Source organism: Atlantibacter sp. RC6, assembly GCF_014193285.1.
Taxonomy (GTDB): Bacteria; Pseudomonadota; Gammaproteobacteria; order Enterobacterales; family Enterobacteriaceae; genus Atlantibacter.
Window position 1 is genome coordinate 145,610 of record NZ_JACHZE010000011.1, and the last position, 17,435, is coordinate 163,044.

At 54.0% G+C, this 17,435-nt stretch carries 15 protein-coding genes and 1 riboswitch; of the genes, 12 read left to right on the forward strand and 3 right to left on the reverse strand.

What is annotated here, in order from left to right; translation table 11 throughout:
- Positions 1–42: 42 nt before the first annotated feature.
- Complete coding sequence (gene araD, locus FHW74_RS20020) at positions 43–735, reverse strand: L-ribulose-5-phosphate 4-epimerase (protein ID WP_183172087.1); 693 nt, start codon at positions 733–735, stop codon at positions 43–45.
- A 423-nt stretch (positions 736–1,158) separates the two neighbouring features.
- Between araD and FHW74_RS20025 the strand changes: the two genes are divergently transcribed.
- From FHW74_RS20025 to oxyR, 8 genes are all read left to right on the forward strand, one after another.
- Entirely contained in the window at positions 1,159–1,968 is an 810-nt protein-coding gene (locus FHW74_RS20025; RefSeq protein WP_183172088.1) for a DeoR/GlpR family DNA-binding transcription regulator, read from the forward strand.
- A gap of 147 nt (positions 1,969–2,115) precedes the next feature.
- The gene (locus FHW74_RS20030) at positions 2,116–3,120 is read left to right on the forward strand and encodes a substrate-binding domain-containing protein (RefSeq protein ID WP_183172089.1); all 1,005 of its coding nucleotides are present in this window, start codon (positions 2,116–2,118) and stop codon (positions 3,118–3,120) included.
- A 64-nt stretch (positions 3,121–3,184) separates the two neighbouring features.
- Positions 3,185–4,702, forward strand: coding sequence for a sugar ABC transporter ATP-binding protein (locus FHW74_RS20035; RefSeq protein ID WP_370528055.1), 1,518 nt, complete (start codon positions 3,185–3,187; stop codon positions 4,700–4,702).
- Positions 4,695–5,687: an ABC transporter permease gene (locus FHW74_RS20040; protein WP_183172090.1), complete on the forward strand. Its 993-nt coding sequence runs from the start codon at positions 4,695–4,697 to the stop codon at positions 5,685–5,687. Before FHW74_RS20035 ends, FHW74_RS20040 begins: the two co-directional genes overlap by 8 nt.
- Before the next feature lie 13 nt (positions 5,688–5,700).
- A complete protein-coding gene (locus FHW74_RS20045; protein ID WP_183172091.1) occupies positions 5,701–6,747 on the forward strand; it encodes an ABC transporter permease in 1,047 nt (348 codons plus the stop codon).
- A complete protein-coding gene (locus FHW74_RS20050; protein ID WP_183172092.1) occupies positions 6,747–7,628 on the forward strand; it encodes an L-ribulose-5-phosphate 3-epimerase in 882 nt (293 codons plus the stop codon). The genes FHW74_RS20045 and FHW74_RS20050 overlap by 1 nt, the downstream gene beginning before the upstream one ends.
- Before the next feature lie 10 nt (positions 7,629–7,638).
- Positions 7,639–9,114: an FGGY-family carbohydrate kinase gene (locus FHW74_RS20055; RefSeq protein WP_183172093.1), complete on the forward strand. Its 1,476-nt coding sequence runs from the start codon at positions 7,639–7,641 to the stop codon at positions 9,112–9,114.
- Positions 9,115–9,367: 253 nt separating this feature from the next.
- Positions 9,368–10,285, forward strand: coding sequence for a DNA-binding transcriptional regulator OxyR (oxyR, locus tag FHW74_RS20060; RefSeq protein WP_183172094.1), 918 nt, complete (start codon positions 9,368–9,370; stop codon positions 10,283–10,285).
- Here oxyR and sthA read toward each other — a convergent pair.
- Positions 10,268–11,668, reverse strand: coding sequence for a Si-specific NAD(P)(+) transhydrogenase (sthA, locus tag FHW74_RS20065; protein WP_183172095.1), 1,401 nt, complete (start codon positions 11,666–11,668; stop codon positions 10,268–10,270). The genes oxyR and sthA overlap by 18 nt on opposite strands.
- Before the next feature lie 192 nt (positions 11,669–11,860).
- Between sthA and fabR the strand changes: the two genes are divergently transcribed.
- Both fabR and FHW74_RS20075 read left to right on the forward strand, forming a co-directional pair.
- A complete protein-coding gene (gene fabR, locus FHW74_RS20070; RefSeq protein WP_040460042.1) occupies positions 11,861–12,496 on the forward strand; it encodes an HTH-type transcriptional repressor FabR in 636 nt (211 codons plus the stop codon).
- 13 nt (positions 12,497–12,509) lie between these two features.
- A complete protein-coding gene (locus FHW74_RS20075; protein WP_183172096.1) occupies positions 12,510–12,869 on the forward strand; it encodes a YijD family membrane protein in 360 nt (119 codons plus the stop codon).
- A 51-nt stretch (positions 12,870–12,920) separates the two neighbouring features.
- On the opposite strand, the gene trmA is transcribed toward FHW74_RS20075, so the two are convergent.
- Positions 12,921–14,027 (reverse strand): tRNA (uridine(54)-C5)-methyltransferase TrmA, encoded by a 1,107-nt coding sequence (gene trmA, locus FHW74_RS20080; protein WP_183172097.1) that lies wholly within the window; start codon positions 14,025–14,027, stop codon positions 12,921–12,923.
- Between the two features lie 113 nt (positions 14,028–14,140).
- Positions 14,141–14,326: riboswitch (cobalamin riboswitch) on the forward strand.
- A gap of 67 nt (positions 14,327–14,393) precedes the next feature.
- On the opposite strand from trmA, the gene btuB reads away from it, so the two are divergent.
- Positions 14,394–16,235 carry a TonB-dependent vitamin B12 receptor BtuB gene (gene btuB / locus FHW74_RS20085; RefSeq protein ID WP_183172105.1) on the forward strand — a complete coding sequence of 614 codons (1,842 nt, stop codon included), beginning with the start codon at positions 14,394–14,396 and terminating at the stop codon, positions 16,233–16,235.
- The gene (gene murI, locus FHW74_RS20090) at positions 16,180–17,031 is read left to right on the forward strand and encodes a glutamate racemase (RefSeq protein ID WP_183172098.1); all 852 of its coding nucleotides are present in this window, start codon (positions 16,180–16,182) and stop codon (positions 17,029–17,031) included. The genes btuB and murI overlap by 56 nt, the downstream gene beginning before the upstream one ends.
- The last annotated feature ends 404 nt before the right edge of the window (positions 17,032–17,435 follow it).

Genomic DNA, 17,435 nt, shown 5'->3' on the forward strand with positions numbered 1-17,435 from the left:
CCTGGCGTGGTGCCAGGCTTTTTTTTGCCCTGACGCGGAGGATCACTGTCCGTAATAGGCATTCGCGCCGTGTTTTCTCAGGAAGTGTTTATCCAGCAGCGTTTGCTGCATCGCATCGATCTGCGGCTGAAGCTGTTGGGTGAACAAATTCATATAGGCGATTTCCTCCAACACTACGGCGTTATGTACAGCGTTAGCAGGATCGGTGCCCCAGGCGAAAGGACCGTGGCTGTTGACCAGCACCGCAGGGATTTTATCGGGTGAGAGACCGCGCTGCGCAAAGGTTTCGATAATCACGTTGCCGGTTTCATATTCATAACGTCCGTTAATTTCGTCGTCATGCATCGGGCGCGTGCACGGGATGGCACCATAGAAATAGTCTGCATGGGTAGTGCCTAACGCCATCAGCTCTTTTCCAGCTTGCGACCAGATAGTGGCATGTCGGGAATGGGTATGCACGATGCCGCCAATAGTCGGGAAAGCGCGATAGAGCGCTAAATGCGTGTCGGTATCCGATGAGGGTTTCTTATTTCCCTCAACAACTTTGCCGCTTTCTACATCGATCACCACCATATCGTCCACGCTCATATTGTCATATTCCACGCCGGACGGCTTAATTGCGATTATTCCTTTTTCTCTGTCGATTCCGCTGACATTGCCCCAGGTAAAAGTCACTAGTTTATAGGCAGGTAGGGATAAGTTGGCCTCCAGAACCTTTTGCTTAAGCGTATTCATCGTTTACTCCAGGCATGTTATTTAAAAGAATTAAGGCGGTACGCATATTAATAATATTCGTCACGGCGCTTTTTATTTAAATTACGCCGAATAACGAAGATGTAAAATCCACCACCCCAGATGAAACCTCAACAAACACATAAACGGTCACATTCGGGCATAATCGGGCGCTGTGTCGTTGACCGGAGGTGACCGTTTGATTGTTTTCTTGTCCTGAATTGAGATGAAAATCCGGTGATTTTGTGACGTATGACGTTAATCAAGAAGAGCATAAATGTGGTTTGCATGATTTTTTGTGAATTAAATCGCGCTAACGGTCGTCTGCTACCTGAGAGAAACAATCCTTGAAATTAATCACTTTAATTTCCAACGGAAACGTTAAATATAGAGTCATGATGAATCAGCAATAAATGGACTGATATTATGTTGCAGGCAGAGCGTTACAAAATGATTTGCGCCCACGTTCAAAAGCAGGGTGCGGTGCGGGTAACTGAACTGTCGCAATTATGTCAGGTATCGCTGGAAACCATTCGCCGGGACTTAAGGGTATTAGAACGGAATAAGCGTTTGACCCGCAGCTTTGGCGGCGCGGTTTCCCTGGATGCGCCAGAAGCGACGGCGGCGGCAATAGAAGATAAGGCCTGGCAGGCAAACAGCGTGGACCGTGCCGAATCATTTCGCAAGCGTACTGAGGAACATCCTGATATTAAAACCAAAATCGCCAAGGCCGCACTGCAGTTTATTCATCCCGGCGATTGCATCCTGATGGATAACAGCAGTACCTGCTGGTTTCTGGCCCGGCAGATACCGGATATTGATGTGACCGTGGTGACCAATTCGCTACGCATTATTCAGGCCCTGGCCTGCCGGGATAAAGTCCGCATAATTGGTATAGGTGGTGAATATTCCGAGCGTCATGACGATTTCCATGGCCCGGTTGCCGAGAGCGCCATCCGAAATTTTCAAATTAATAGCTTTTTCTTTTCCTGCCAGGGATTAAATCTGGAAAATGGTATACGCGATGGCAGTGAAATAAATGCCCGGTTAAAACAGGTGATGCTTCAGGTATCCGGGCAAAAAATCCTGTTGGTGGATTCCAGCAAATTCGACCAGTATGCCTTCAGTAAAATATGTATGCTGGATGAAATAGATATTATGGTTACTAATCGCTGTATCGATCAGCGCTACCGTAATCAATATCCGCAATTAAATGTGGTGGAAGTCGATAAGTAATACCCGTGAGAGGTTATCTGAATAATTCAGACTCCTCGCCTGATTATTTAGCCAATGCCAGAGAAAAGTCGAAATAAATAAAAAGTCAGGCCGATTATTTTTATCGGGTTTCCCTGACGTGTGATGCTATTTCTTAAGGAAATTACGATGAAAAAATTACTCTTACCCTGCCTGATTACTGCCGTATTGTCATCAACCGCCGCATGGGCGGAGCAAACCGTCACGCCGCAAAAAGCCAATAAGCCTTTTACTATGGGGGTAGTGGTCAAAGTCGGTGGTATTCCGTGGTTTAACGTTATGGAGCAAGGCATTAAAGAAGAGGGGAAAGCGCTGGGCGTAAACGCCTGGCAGGTTGGCCCGACCACCGCAGACCCGGCTGAGCAGGTGCGCGCCATTGAAGATCTTATTGCTAAAAAAGTCGATGTGATCGGCGTAGTGCCAAACGATGCGAAAGTGCTGGAACCGGTGCTTAAACGCGCGCAGGAAGCGGGCATTAAGGTCATTACCCATGAATCGCCGAATCAGGCTAATGCGGACTGGGATTTTGAGTTACTGAACACCCAAACTATGGGCGCCAATCATATGAAAGATATGGCGAAGTGTATGGGCGAAGAGGGCAAGTATGCCATGTTTGTCGGCAGCCTGACGGTCCCGCTGGTTAATGACTGGGCCGACGCGGCGATTGCTTATCAAAAAGCGCACTACCCGAAAATGACCCTGGTGGAAGATCGCTTTGGCGTGGCGGAATCGGTAGATGATTCAATGCGTACCGCCAATGACCTGATGTCTAAATATAAAGATCTCAAAGGCATTATGTCATTTGGTTCGCAGGGCCCGATCGGCGCAGGCCGCGCGATTGATAAGCGTAAGAAAAACGATGCGATTTGCGTGTTTGGCACCTTCACACCGGGTCAGGGCATTAAATTACTGGAAAAAGGCGCGATTGACGGCGGCTATATTTCTAACCCGATGATCGCCGGTAAAGTTTTTGTCCAGGTCGCCACGGCGATGATGAATGGCGAGCCGATTAAAGACGGTGTAAAAATCGGCGATATGGGCGAAATCAAAGTCCAGAACAACACCATCCTGAGCGATAACCCCGAAAAGCTCGATCTTGAAAACACCCAGCGTTTAGTGAAGTTAGGTTTGTAATTTTGGGTCGCATCACCGGGCCGCAAACCGGCCCGGAAATCCTTTGGTCGTTTTCAGGAATAGCATGATGCCGCATATTGCAGAGCGAAATGCCGGTGAGCCGTTGGTGACGTTTAAGTCGCTAACCAAAAGTTTTGGCGGTCATCGGGCGTTAAAAAATATTGATCTCACGCTAAATAAAGGCGAGGTCCACTGTCTGGCCGGTGCGAACGGCTGTGGTAAAAGCACGCTGATAAAAACCCTGTGCGGTGTGTATATCCCGGATGCCGGCAGCGAAATTATTATTGATGATAAATCCTGGCCCAGGCTCTCGCCGGATAAAGCCCGTGAATTAGGGATTCAGGTTATTTATCAGGATCTGTCGTTATTCCCTAACCTGACGGTCGCGGAAAATATCGCCTTCGAAGAAAATCTCAAGGGCTATTTCGGCTGGCATCACAAAGCCCGCCTGAAGGCACTGGCGTTAAAAATTATCCGCGAATTAAATTTCACCCTCGATCCGGATGCGCGGGTTCAGCATTTGCCGATTGCCCAACGCCAGCAGGTGGCGATTTGCCGCGCTCTGGTGGCCGACGCCCGGCTGGTGATTATGGATGAGCCCACGGCGTCACTGACGCGTACCGAAGTAAACCAGTTGCTGCGCACGGTGAATTATCTGCGCGATAAAAATATCACCGTGGTGTTTGTCAGCCATCGTCTGGACGAAGTTAAAGAGATCTCCGACCGTATTACCGTCATCCGCGATGGCGAAATTATTGGCACATGGGCGGCAAGTTTATTAACGCCATCGCGGATCACCGAACTGATGACCGGCAGAACGATCGTTCATCAGAAAAAGCTGCCAAACAGCGTGGAAGGCAAAGTGGTGCTGGAGCTGAATAATCTCAGCCGGAAGGGACAGTTTGAGGATATTTCCCTGAAGCTTCACCAGGGAGAAGTGCTGGGGCTGTGCGGATTATTAGGCTCGGGGCGAACAGAGCTGGCGTTAAGTCTTTTCGGCATTACCCATCCGGATAGCGGCGATATCTATCTGGAAGGAAAAAAAGTCATCATCAAAGACAATACCGAGGCCGCGAAACTGGGCATCGCCTATGTCTCTGAAGACCGCCTGACCCTGGGCGCGGTATTGCCGCAGTCGGTTAGCGACAATATGGTGCTGTCCATTCTTCACCGGCTGAAAACCCCCTGGCATGTGATTGACGAAAAACGTCAAGCCGCCCTCGTTCAGGAGTGGATCCAGGATCTGGATATTAAAGTCGCCAACCCTGATAACCCGCTCTCGACGCTGTCCGGGGGCAACCAGCAAAAAGTGGTGCTGGCGAAGTGGATTTTGACCCGCCCCAAAGTTTTGATTCTCGATGCGCCGACCGTCGGCGTCGATATTGGCGCTAAAGACAGTATTTATCAGCTTATCCACCGTCTTTCCGGCGTCGGTATTTCCGTATTGCTGATTACCGATGAAGCCCCAGAGGCGTATTACAACTGCGATCGTATTTTCCATATGCAGCGCGGGAAAATTATTAACGAGCTGTTGCCCGCGGACTATACCGAACAACAGCTGGCGGAGGTGATTAATGGCTAATCTATTGCAGCTCCGGTTTCCGCGGTCGGTTGAAGGCTGGCTGGGCTGGGTCATCGTTCTGATGCTGGCGTTTTTTTCCCTGATGAGTGATGAGTTTCTGTCGATCCAGAATTTGCTCGATCTCACCGAAAGCTACGCGGTGACGGGCATTTTCGCCCTCGGCCTGTTTGTGGTGCTGGTCACCGGGGGGATTGATATTTCCTTCGCCGCCGTGGCGTCGGTGGTTCAGTACGTGGTGGCGTCGCTGTTGCTAAGCGGGACCCTTACCAGTCCACTGCTGTGCCTGGGTTTTGCTGTCGTGCTGGGCATCGTGTTTGGGCTGATTAACGCGATCCTGATTTATTACCTCAATGTGGTTTCCATCATCATCACCATCAGTATGCAGTCTCTGTTATTCGGCATGCTGATGTGGCTGACCAATGGCCACAGCATCTATGACCTGCCGGACTGGTGGATCACCCAGCGCTCGCTGTTTAGCTTTGGATTTGAAGGAGAAACCTACCAGGTGGGGTTGCCGTTGGGGGTGATGTTGGCGATGGCCTGTTTCACCTGGATGGTGATGAATAAAACCCACATTGGCCGCCAGCTGTATGCGGTAGGCGGAAGTACTGAGTCGGCGCGGCGTATCGGCATCCGGGTCTCGCTGATTTATCTCTTTGCCTACGGCTACCTGGGCGCCGCCGCCGCCATCGGCGGGATGTTGCAGGCTTATCGTATGAGCGAAGTGGTGCCTAATGCGCTGGTGGGCGGGGAACTGGACGTACTGGCCGCAGCGGTATTAGGCGGCGCCAGCTTGTCAGGTGGACGCGGCTCGGTGATCGGCACGCTGATGGGAGTCTTTCTGATCGGCATCCTCAAAAACGGCCTTAATCTGATCGGCGTTTCCAGCTACTTCGTCAACATTGTCATCGGCGTCGTGATCGTCTCGGCTATCTGCGTCACTCACTACAAAAAACGTAAAGAAACGGACGTTGGATTCGTCTGACAGGGGGCTTGAAATGAAAAAACAGGCGTTTTTACCGCTTGATGGCACCATCACGGGGTTGCTGGCGATCTGTTTCTTCGCCGTGGCGGCATTCAGTCTGGCGATGCCCGGACGTTTTTTTACCGATAACACCTTTCTGAGCATCGCCTTCCAGCTGCCTGAACTGGGACTGCTGACCTTTGCGATGTTTGTGCCGATGCTGAGCGGCGGCCTGAATCTGGCGATTATCGGCACCGCGAATCTGACCAGCCTGTTTATGGCCTGGCTGCTGATCCAGTACGTACCGGCTGATGCTTCTACCGGAATGCAGTTGTGGTGGCTATTGCTGGCGCTGCTGGGCGCGATGGTAATCGCCCTGGCGATTGGCGCGATCACCGGCGCCATTATTTCCCGCGTTGGCGCGCACCCGATTCTGGTGACGCTGGGCAGCATGACCATTATCAGCGGCATCGGCGTTTATCTCACCAAAGGCGCGGCGCTAAGCGGTATGCCGCCGGTGGTGCGCAGTATCGGGTCGGAAGTGATACTCGGCATACCGGTGCCAATGATCATTTTTATTGTCGCCACGTTGGGACTGGCGCTGTTCCTCGGTAAAACCCGCACCGGGAAAATCATTTACATGTGCGGCAGCAACATCAATGCCACCTGGTTTAGCGGTATTCGCACTCACCGCGTCTTGATGGCGATCTACGCGCTCTCCAGCCTGCTGTGCGTGCTGGCCGGGCTGATTATGCTGGCCCGCTTTAACTCCGCCCGTATGGGCTACGGCGATTCTTATCTGCTGCTGACGGTACTGGCGATTGTGCTGGGCGGCACCGATCCCTTCGGCGGTTCGGGCAAAGTCAGCCATGTGTTTTGCGCGTTGCTGGTGTTGCAGGTGATCGCCACCGGCCTGAGCCTGCTGGGCCTCAGCCTGCATTTCAATCTGGCGGTCTGGGGCATCACCCTCATTGCCGCGCTGGCGTTTAAGTTCTTTAAGCAAAAATGGCAGGCGCAGCGTGCCATGAATCACAGTCGAAAAGCGTTACAACAACAACTGGCCACTCGTGAGGGAAGATAATGCGTAGCCACCCATTAGGTATTTATGAAAAGGCGCTACCCAGGAACACCAGTTGGGTAGAAAAACTGGCGCTGGCGAAATCATGCGGTTTCGATTTTGTCGAAATGTCGGTGGATGAGAGCGAAGAGCGGCTGGCACGCCTCGACTGGTCTGTGGCGGAGCGCATGGAAACCATCAGCGCGATCCAGAAAACCGGCGTGCGCATTCCGACAATGTGCTTATCCGCCCATCGCCGCTTCCCGTTTGGCAGCCACGACAGCCAGACTCGCCAGCAGGCGCGCGATATCATGCAAAAAGCGCTGCGGCTGGCGCAGGATTTAGGGATACGGACCATCCAGCTTGCCGGTTATGACGTTTATTATGAGCCGCAGAATGCGGAAACCATCGCCTGGTTTGAGGATGCGATGGCCTGGACGGCGGAGCAAGCGGCAGCCGCGCAGGTGATGTGCGCCGTGGAGATCATGGATACGCCGTTTATTAACTCCATCAGTAAATGGAAAGTGCTGGATGAAAAAATTAACTCGCCGTGGTTTACCGTTTACCCCGACGTCGGCAACTTAACCGCCTGGGGCAACGAACTGGAGAGCGAGTTAGCGAAAGGTATCGACCGGATTGCCGCGATCCATCTTAAAGATACCTTCCCGGTGACGCCGGAATCCCCCGGTCAGTTCCGCGATGTGCCCTTTGGCGAAGGATGCGTGGACTTTATCAAATTGTTCAGGACGTTACGCCGCCTTAACTATCGGGGAACCTTCCTGATTGAAATGTGGACGGAAAAATCCGCCGAGCCGCTGCTGGAAATTATCCATGCCCGCCAGTGGATCGAAAGCAAAATGCAGGCCGCGGGTTGGGATGAAGAACGGCCACGTAGGGCGGGTTAAGGAGATAACGATGAGCCATTACTTTATCGGCATTGATTTGGGCGGCACCGTCACCAAAGCCGGGATTTATACCGCCGAAGGCAAGGAAGTTACCGTCGCTGCTCAGACCTTACCGGTTCTGAGCCCGCAGCCAGGCTTTTGCGAACGTGATATGCGCGAACTCTGGGCTACCACCTGCGATGTGATCCGAGGCGCGCTGGCGCAGAGCCATATCGCGCCGGAGCAGATCCGTGGAATTGGCTTCTCTGCGCACGGCAAAGGGCTTTATCTGGTCGATAAGGCTGGCAAGCCGGTGCGTAATGGTATCGTCTCTTCGGATTCCCGGGCGCAATCGCTGGTGGCAGGCTGGAAGGCGCAGGGTATCGATCGTCAGGCGTATCCGCTCAGTTTGCAGCAGCTGTGGCCTTCTCATCCGGCGGCGCTACTGGCCTGGTTGAAACAGCATGAACCGGAGAACTACGCGCGCGCGGGCTACATCCTGATGGCTCACGATTATGTCCGTTACTGCCTGACGGATAAATTGGCCTGTGAAGAGACCAATATTTCCGGTAGCCAGCTGTTTAATCAGCAGCGCAACGAGTTCGATCCTGCGCTGTTCGCCCTGTTTGGTATCGAGGAAATGGTGAACTGTACGCCGGGCGTCATTGGCTCCGCCGATTTGGCCGGGTATGTGACCGCCGATGCCGCTGCATTGTGCGGGCTGAAAGCGGGGACCCCAGTGTTTGGTGGGGTTTTTGACGTGGTTGGCGCGGCTATTACCTCTGGCGTGCATGACAGCTCGCATCTCAGCGCGGTTGCGGGCACCTGGTCTATCGCTACACGGGTATTCGATCGCATTATTCCGGCGGATTATCCCTACGTCTGGGGGAAGTTCAGCATTCCAGGGCAGTATTTCGCCCATGAAGGCAGCCCAACCTCCGCCAGCAACCTGACCTGGTTCATCAACCAGTTTTTCCCGGCCCTGGCGAACGATCACGATACGCTTAACCGCTGGGCGGAGCAGGGGTATCAGAAGCCGGACAGCATTCTGTTTTTCCCCTGGCTGTACGGCTCTAACTACTGCGACGCTTTAAGCGGCGGATTTTTCGGTCTGGGCGGGCATCACGACGCGACGGATATGGTTTACGCCATCTATCAGGGCATCGTGTTTTCGCATTTACTGCATCAGGACCGGATGCTGCAACTCAATGGCGCGACCCAAACCATTCGCTTTACCGGCGGGCCGACGCATTCACGCATCTGGATGCAGATGTTTTGCGACGCCAGCAATCTGCCGCTTGAAATTGTCGATGTTGAGCAGTCCGGGTGCCGGGCGGCGGCGATGTGTGCTGCCGTCGGCGCGGGGGAGTATTCTGGATTCGGGCAGGCGATTAACGCCACATTGCCGCCCGTGATCCGTCTGGAGCCGGATGCCGCGAAGCACAATATGCTGCGTAGCCGGTTTGCACAATTCAAACGCGTCGCGGATGCGCTGAGCGCAGTGTAATTATCAACCCATCGGTGGTATCAGGCCTGGCATGGTGCCAGGCTTTTTTTTTGCAAAAAAAAAGCGGACATCAAGTCCGCTAAAAATTTACGTTGGCTTTAGTTATTTCGTTGAGGGTTTTTCAGCTCACATTGCGGGGTAAGGCAGTGTCGCTTCGATGTTGGCTATTATTTGTCATTTCGCTTGATAGGGATAATCGTTGGTTGCTATTCTATCTATCGCCATGGGCTATCGTGGCGGCGGAGGATGATTAATGAATATTCGTGATCTTGAATACCTGGTCGCACTGGCCGAGCACCGTCATTTTCGACGTGCCGCCGATGCGTGCCATGTCAGCCAGCCGACCTTAAGCGGGCAAATCCGCAAGCTGGAGGACGAACTGGGTGTAATGTTGCTGGAACGCACCAGCCGAAAAGTCCTGTTTACCCAGGCTGGTTTGCTGCTGGTAGATCAGGCGCGCACTGTATTACGCGAAGTCAAAGTGCTAAAGGAAATGGCCAGTCAACAGGGCGAGGCGATGTCCGGCCCGCTGCATATTGGCTTAATCCCGACCGTAGGCCCGTACTTGTTGCCGCACATCATTCCGATGTTGCACCAAACTTTCCCGAAACTCGAAATGTATCTGCATGAAGCGCAGACCCATCAACTGCTGGCGCAGCTGGATAGCGGCAAGCTCGACTGTGCAATTCTGGCGCTGGTGAAAGAGAGCGAAGCCTTTATCGAAGTGCCGCTGTTCGATGAGCCGATGCTACTGGCGGTGTATGAAGATCACCCCTGGGCGGCGCGCGAACGCGTACCGATGTCAGAGCTGGCGGGTGAGAAACTGCTGATGCTGGAAGACGGTCACTGCCTGCGCGATCAGGCGATGGGCTTCTGCTTTGAAGCGGGCGCGGATGAAGATACCCATTTCCGCGCAACCAGCCTGGAAACGCTGCGTAATATGGTGGCGGCAGGCAGCGGTATTACATTGCTGCCAGCGCTGGCGGTGCCGAATGAGCGCCGTCGCGATGGCGTGGTGTATCTGCAATGCTTTAAGCCGGAACCGCGTCGCACTATCGGCCTGGTGTATCGTCCGGGCTCGCCGCTGCGTAACCGCTACGAGCAACTGGCGGAGGCCATCCGCTCAAAAATGGATGGCCATTTCGACACGGCGTTAAAACAGGCGGTTTAAGCCGTTCAGCGCCGCTACCCGATAGGCTTCCGCCATGGTTGGGTAGTTAAAGGTGGTGTTAACGAAGTATTCGATGGTGTTGCCGCCACCTTTTTGCTCCATTATCGCCTGGCCGATATGAATAATTTCGGCCGCGCGCTCGCCAAAGCAGTGGATACCCAAAATCTCTTTCGTCTCGCGATGGAAAAGGATTTTCAGCGTGCCCACGTTCATCCCGACGATTTGCGCTCGCGCCAGGTGCTTAAACTGTGCCCGGCCCACTTCATACGGCACTTTCATCGCGGTGAGCTGCTGCTCGGTTTTACCCACTGAACTGATTTCCGGGATGGTGTAAATACCGGTCGGAATATCTTCCACCAGGTGCGCGCTGGCTTCGCCTTTGATCATCGCCTGCGCCGCGATACGGCCCTGATCGTACGCCGCTGACGCCAGGCTCGGATAACCAATCACATCGCCTACGGCATACACGTGCGGCAGTGCGGTCTGGTACATGCTGTTGACCTTCAACAGCCCGCGCCCGTCGGCTTCAAGTCCGATGTTGCCCAGCGCCAACGAATCGGTATTCCCGGTGCGCCCGTTGGCATACAGCAGGCAGTCGGCTTTGACTTTTTTACCGGACTTCAGGTGCATGATCACCCCGTCGTCCAGCCCTTCAATGCGCTCGTACTCTTCGTTGTGGCGAATCACCACGCCGCTGTTCCAGAAATGATAGGAGAGCGAATCGGACATCTCCTGATCGAGGAACGCCAGCAGCCGGTCGCGGGTATTGATCAGATCGACCTTGACGTTCATCCCGCGGAAAATCGACGCGTATTCGCAGCCGATCACCCCTGCGCCGTAAATAATGACGTGGCGCGGTTCATGATGCAGGCTGAGGATCGAGTCGCTGTCGTAGACGCGCGGGTGGTTGAAATCGACGTCTTCCGGGTGATACGGGCGCGAGCCGCAGGCAATGACGAACTGGGCGGCGGTGAGGTTCTCCACCGTGCCGTCATGGCACTCCAGGGCAATGGTATGTTCATCCACAAAATGGGCGTCACCCTGCAAAATCTCGCAGCGGTTGCGCTCGTAAAAGCCCTGTCGCATACGAGTTTGCTGGTTAATCACGCTGTCGGCGTGGTTAAGGATATCGGCAAAGGATGAACGAAGTAATCGGGTATGATCGCTGTAAAGCGGGTTTTGGTTAAATTCAATAATGCGGCTGACGGCATGACGGAGTGCTTTCGACGGGATGGTGCCCCAGTGGGTGCAACCGCCGCCGACGTTGTGGTAGCGCTCAATGACCGCGACCCGTGCTCCTTGCTTAACCAGTCCCATAGCAGCGCCTTCGCCGCCGGGGCCGGAACCAATCACTATTGCGTCATAATCGTAGGTGTGTGGCATGGTAAGGCAGACCTGTTCTTATACATAAAAACAACAGAATGGTAACATTATCGGGACGATAACCCAATTGTTACTGTGCTTTTTCCTGAGGAACGCGAGACAGCTCGCGTAAACAGTCATTCACAATCCAGTATAAACCCGGTAATTTTATTGGCTGGCAGTGTGCCATTCGACAGGAAGGATTCAGGCAACGTGATGGGTGTAAGAGCGCAACAGAAAGAACGTACCCGGCGGTCGCTCGTAGAAGCGGCATTCAGCCAACTGAGCGCTGAAAGAAGTTTTGCCAGTCTGAGCCTGCGAGAAGTCGCCCGTGAGGCGGGGATTGCCCCCACCTCCTTTTATCGCCATTTCAGAGATGTGGATGAACTGGGGCTGACCATGGTGGATGAAAGTGGTTTGATGCTGCGCCAGCTCATGCGCCAGGCGCGCCAGCGGATCGCTAAAGGCGGCAGCGTGATCCGCACCTCTGTGTCCACGTTCATGGAGTTTATCGGCAACAACCCTAACGCGTTTCGCTTACTGCTGCGGGAGCGCTCCGGCACCTCGGCGGCGTTTCGTGCCGCGGTTGCCAGGGAAATCCAGCATTTTATTGCGGAACTTGCCGACTATCTGGAACTCGAAAGTCACATGCCGCGAAGTTTTACTGAAGCGCAGGCCGAAGCGATGGTCACCATCGTATTCAGCGCTGGCGCGGAAGCCCTCGACGTTGGCCCCGAGCAGCGTCGGCAACTCGAAGAGCGGCTGGTATTGCAACTGCGGATGATTTCCAAAGGCGCGTATTACTGGTATCGCCGCGAACAAGAAAAGTTAGCGCAACATTCCGACTAGTGAAGGACGAGCAATGAAACCGTCATATCAAGAAAAAGGCACCTTACTGCTGGCATTAATCGCTGGCCTCTCTGTTAATGGCACATTCGCGGCGCTGTTCAGCTCCGTAGTACCATTTTCTGTCTTCCCGATTATCGCACTGGTTTTGACGGTGTATTGCCTGCATCAACGTTACCAGGATCGCACTATGCCGGTGGGCCTGCCGAGCCTCGCCGCAGGCTGCTTTATCCTCGGCGTACTGGTTTATAGCGCGGTGGTGCGTGCGGAATACCCGGCCATCGGCTCCAACTTCCTGCCGTCCGTGCTGGCGGTAGCGCTGCTGTTCTGGATCGGTTACCGTCTGCGCAATCGCCCGACGCACATTACTGAATAATTCGTCGTATAACTAAAAACCCCAAAAACACGTTTTTGGGGTTTTGTTTTTTTAGCGGTTTTTCGCGCTGAGCAGTACGCCGCATTCCATATGGTGGGTGTAAGGGAACTGGTCGAACAGGGCCAGCCGCTCAACGTTGTGAGTTTGCGCCAGGGTTTCCAGGTTCTGGCACAGCGTCTGCGGATTGCAGGAGATATAGAGAATTCGTGGGTACGCCTGCACCATCTTCACGGTCTCGTCATCCAGCCCGCTGCGTGGCGGATCGACGAAGATCGTTTCGCACTGATAGCTTTTTAAGTCGATCCCCTGCAAGCGGTTGAATTCACGCACGCCGTTCATCGCCTGAGTAAACTCTTCCGCCGCCATGCGGATAATTTGCACGTTGTCGATATGATTGGCGGCAATGTTGTACTGCGCGGCAGCCACCGACGGTTTGGCGATTTCAGTGGCCAGCACGCGGCGGAAATTGCGCGCCAGCGCCAGCGAAAAGTTACCGTTGCCGCAATACAGCTCCAGCAAATCGCCCTGAGAACCACGGGTCACATCCAGCGCCCACTCCAGCATCTGCACATTCATGGCGGCATTCGGCTGGGTAAAGCTGTTCTCTACCTGGCGATAAATCATCTCCTTGCCGTCAACGACCAGGCGCTCGTCGATGAAATCCTGGTCAAGTGCGATCTTGGTTTTAGTCGCGCGGCCTATCAGATGCACATTAAGATTCTTAGCTCGTAACGCGTCACGTAGCTGGGCCGCCTGTGCCTGCCACTCCTCATCAAGCTTTTTGTGATACAGCAGCGACACCACGGCCTGATCGCTTTGGGTGGAGAGATAGTCAATCTGGAACAGCTTGTGGCGCAGCACCGGGTTATTGCGCACGCCGTCGATCATCGCGCTCATCAACGCGTTAATCAGCTCGCTGGCGGCGGGGAAACTGTCAACCCGGATACGCTGTTTGGTCTGCTGATCGAAAATGATGTGATACAGGTCGTCGCCATCATGCCAGATGCGGAACTCAGCGCGCATCCGGTAATGGCTGAGCGGCGAGCGGAACACCTCCGGCGCAGGGGCGTTAAAAGGCGTCATCATTTCCTGCAGACGAACTACCTTTTCGGCCAGTTGCGCGTCGTACTGTTCGGTTGGGAGGTGCTCTGGCGTCATCATGCGTTCCTGGTGATAAAAATTTACCCAGGGGATTGTAGGGATTGCAGCCGTGATGTCCAGCCCTGTATGGCGGTTTACGCATGGAAGTCTGGACATCCATATGGCGATGCAGGTAGCATTCGCGCTCCGGTTCGAAAAGATAAAATAGGGAATCCAGTGAAAATCTGGAGCTGACGCGCAGCGGTAAAGACAGGTGGGACGAACGCATTCGTGCAGACACTGCTTAATAAAGTGGGAAGTCTTCGTCCAGTAAACGCCTCCAAGCCCGAAGACCTGCCGGAATACGTCGCAATTTTCACGATCATCGCGTGCTATCGATCGTGGGTGCGGCATCCTTTTATTCGCTGGATGCTTTATATAATGATGATAAAAAAACTCGCGCTGCTGACGGGCCTTTCCGTTACGGCGTTTTCCGTCTGGGCGCAAAGCAGTGCCGACACCCTGGTGGTGACCGCCAACCGTTTCCAACAGCCCGTCAATACTGTACTTGCTCCCACCGATGTTGTGACCCGCGCAGAGATCGACAAATGGCAGGCGCGCACGGTAGTGGATGTTCTGCGCCGCCTCCCTGGCGTGGATATCGCGCAGAACGGTGGAATCGGGCAGTCCGCCTCCGTGTATGTACGCGGTACCGAAGCCAAACAACTGCTGATGCTGATCGACGGCGTGCCGGTGGCGCGTTCGGGTATTTCTAACGATCCTGAACTCAACCAACTCCCGCTTTCATTAGTACAGCGCATCGAGTTTATCCGCGGCCCACGTTCGGCGGTGTATGGCTCCGGTGCGATTGGTGGCGTGGTTAACATCATTACCCAAACCGGGGATGAGAAATCGCAAATTAACGCCAGCGTGGGTTCTAACAGCTACCAGACCTATGACGGCGCGCTGCGTCAGCGCTTTGGCGATACGGTGACGACGGTCGCGGGCGCATATACCAGTACCAAAGGATTCAACGTCCAGCCGGACTCTTCCTGGGCGGGTGACGACGATCGCGACGGTTATCGCAACAAAACCTTCTGGGGCAGCCTGCAACATAAATTCAACGAGAATGTTGACGGCTTCTTCCGCGGCTACAGCTTTACCAATAACGTCGATTACGACCAGGGTAACTACGGCTATGACGCGGGCGGCGATGAGCGCCAGCTGTATAGCCAGAACTGGGATACCGGCCTGCGCTTTAACTCCGGCATCTATTCTTCTCAGCTGATCGCGAATTATCAGAAGAGCAAAGATTACAACTACAGCAGCGTATATGGCCGCTATAACGACGGCACCACGCTGGACGATATGGAACAGCGCTATATTCAGTGGGGCAATAACGTGGTGGTCGGCCACGGTTCGGTGAGCGCTGGCGTTGACTGGAAGCAGGAGCGCCTGACCTCCTCCGACAAATACGCGCGCGATGTGTATAAACGCGAAAATACCGGGCTGTATCTCACCGGTCAGCAGCAGTTTGGCGATGTGACTCTGGAAGCGTCTGGTCGTGAAGACCATGACGATGAATTCGGCTGGCACGGTACCTGGCAGACCGCCGCAGGTTGGGAGTTTGTCGATGACTATCGTGTCACCCTTTCTTACGGCACCGGCTTCCTTGCACCGTCCCTGGGGCAGCAGTTCGGCGCGGAACGTTTCGGTATCGCCTCCAACCCGAACCTGAAACCGGAAGAGTCTAAACAGTGGGAAGCCGGGCTTGAAGGCCTGACCGGCCCGGTGGACTGGCGTCTCTCCGCGTATCGCTATGAGATCGATAACCTGGTGACTTACAGCCAGACGGCGTATTACAACATCAACTCCGCCACCATTAAGGGCGTGGAGTGGACGGGTAATGTGGACACCGGCATCTTCTCTCATCGCGTAACGTTGCAGTATATCGACCCGCGTGACGACGAAACCGATGAAGTGCTGCCGCGCCGCGCCAAACGCCAGGCCAAGTACCAGCTCGACTGGACAATGTTTGATGTGGATATGGATATCGCATGGCAGTACTTTGGCCGCCGCTATGACAACCGCTCATCAACCTATAACCCTGAGCAACGAGTATTGCCGAGCTACAGCACTGTCGATATTTCCGCATCATATCCGGTAACGTCTCACCTCACAGTTCGTGGTAAAATAGGTAATCTGTTCGATAAAGATTACGAGACGGCTTATGGCTACCAAACTGCTGGACGAGAATACACCTTGTCAGGCAGCTACACCTTCTGATGCACGTCCCACCGTACTGGTCTTTGACTCCGGTGTCGGTGGGTTGTCTGTCTATGATGAGATCCGGCAACTGCTGCCGGATCTGCATTACATCTACGCATTCGATAATGTCGCGTTCCCCTACGGTGAAAAGTCTGAAGAGTTTATCGTTGAGCGCGTGGTAGAAATCGTCACTGCGGTTCAACGGCGTTATCCCCTGGCGATTGCCATTATTGCCTGCAATACCGCCAGCACGGTTTCCCTTCCCGCCCTGCGCGAAAAATTCGCGTTTCCGGTGGTGGGCGTGGTTCCCGCGATTAAACCGGCGGCGCGCTTAACGGCCAACGGCGTGGTGGGGCTGCTGGCGACCCGCGCCACGGTGCGTCGCCCTTATACCCATGAACTGATTTCCCGCTTTGCTAATGAATGCCGGATTGAAATGCTGGGATCGGCGGAACTGGTGGAACTGGCCGAGGCGAAGCTGCACGGTCATCCGGTCTCCCTCGACGAGCTACGTCGAATTCTGAAGCCTTGGCTGCGGATGCCGGAACCGCCGGATACGGTTGTGCTGGGTTGCACCCACTTCCCTCTATTGCAGGATGAACTGCTCAGCGTACTGCCGGATGGCACCCGGCTGGTGGATTCCGGCGCGGCGATCGCCCGACGAACCGCCTGGCTGCTTGAACATGAAGCGCCCGATGCAAAATCTTGCGATGAAAATGTGGCGTACTGCATGGCGCTCAGCCCGGAAACTGCGCAACTATTACCCGTTCTGCAACGCTACGGCTTCGCAAAGCTCGAAAAACTGCCACTTTAAAGGCAATTTGGGTAAAAAAGAGACGGTTGATTTATTTTTTTAAAACAGGGCTTGTCACCGTCAGAGAAGTCCCTATAATGCGCCTCCACTGACACGGAACAACGGCGAACAGGCCGGCCGGTCAGCGAGGTTCCTCCGGGAATTTCGGCAGAGAAAAGCGAAATTAAACGCTTGACTCTGAAAGAGGAAAGCGTAATATACGCCACCTCGCGACAGTGAGCTGAAAGCCGCGTCGCAACTGCTCTTTAACAATTTATCAGACAATCTGTGTGGGCACTCGCAGGATTGATATCTCAGTACCTCCGGGTACACAAAGAATTATCAAGTCTCTGAGTGAACACGTAATTCATTACGAAGTTTAATTCACGAGCATCAAACTTTTAAATTGAAGAGTTTGATCATGG

Coding starts and splice junctions, on each gene's coding strand:
- araD (WP_183172087.1), bottom strand. CDS start 735: ATGAATACGCTTAAGCAAAAGGTTCTGGAGGCCAACTTATCCCTACCT.
- FHW74_RS20025 (WP_183172088.1), top strand. CDS start 1,159: ATGTTGCAGGCAGAGCGTTACAAAATGATTTGCGCCCACGTTCAAAAG.
- FHW74_RS20030 (WP_183172089.1), top strand. CDS start 2,116: ATGAAAAAATTACTCTTACCCTGCCTGATTACTGCCGTATTGTCATCA.
- FHW74_RS20035 (WP_370528055.1), top strand. CDS start 3,185: ATGATGCCGCATATTGCAGAGCGAAATGCCGGTGAGCCGTTGGTGACG.
- FHW74_RS20040 (WP_183172090.1), top strand. CDS start 4,695: ATGGCTAATCTATTGCAGCTCCGGTTTCCGCGGTCGGTTGAAGGCTGG.
- FHW74_RS20045 (WP_183172091.1), top strand. CDS start 5,701: ATGAAAAAACAGGCGTTTTTACCGCTTGATGGCACCATCACGGGGTTG.
- FHW74_RS20050 (WP_183172092.1), top strand. CDS start 6,747: ATGCGTAGCCACCCATTAGGTATTTATGAAAAGGCGCTACCCAGGAAC.
- FHW74_RS20055 (WP_183172093.1), top strand. CDS start 7,639: ATGAGCCATTACTTTATCGGCATTGATTTGGGCGGCACCGTCACCAAA.
- oxyR (WP_183172094.1), top strand. CDS start 9,368: ATGAATATTCGTGATCTTGAATACCTGGTCGCACTGGCCGAGCACCGT.
- sthA (WP_183172095.1), bottom strand. CDS start 11,668: ATGCCACACACCTACGATTATGACGCAATAGTGATTGGTTCCGGCCCC.
- FHW74_RS20075 (WP_183172096.1), top strand. CDS start 12,510: ATGAAACCGTCATATCAAGAAAAAGGCACCTTACTGCTGGCATTAATC.
- trmA (WP_183172097.1), bottom strand. CDS start 14,027: ATGACGCCAGAGCACCTCCCAACCGAACAGTACGACGCGCAACTGGCC.
- btuB (WP_183172105.1), top strand. CDS start 14,394: ATGATAAAAAAACTCGCGCTGCTGACGGGCCTTTCCGTTACGGCGTTT.
- murI (WP_183172098.1), top strand. CDS start 16,180: ATGGCTACCAAACTGCTGGACGAGAATACACCTTGTCAGGCAGCTACA.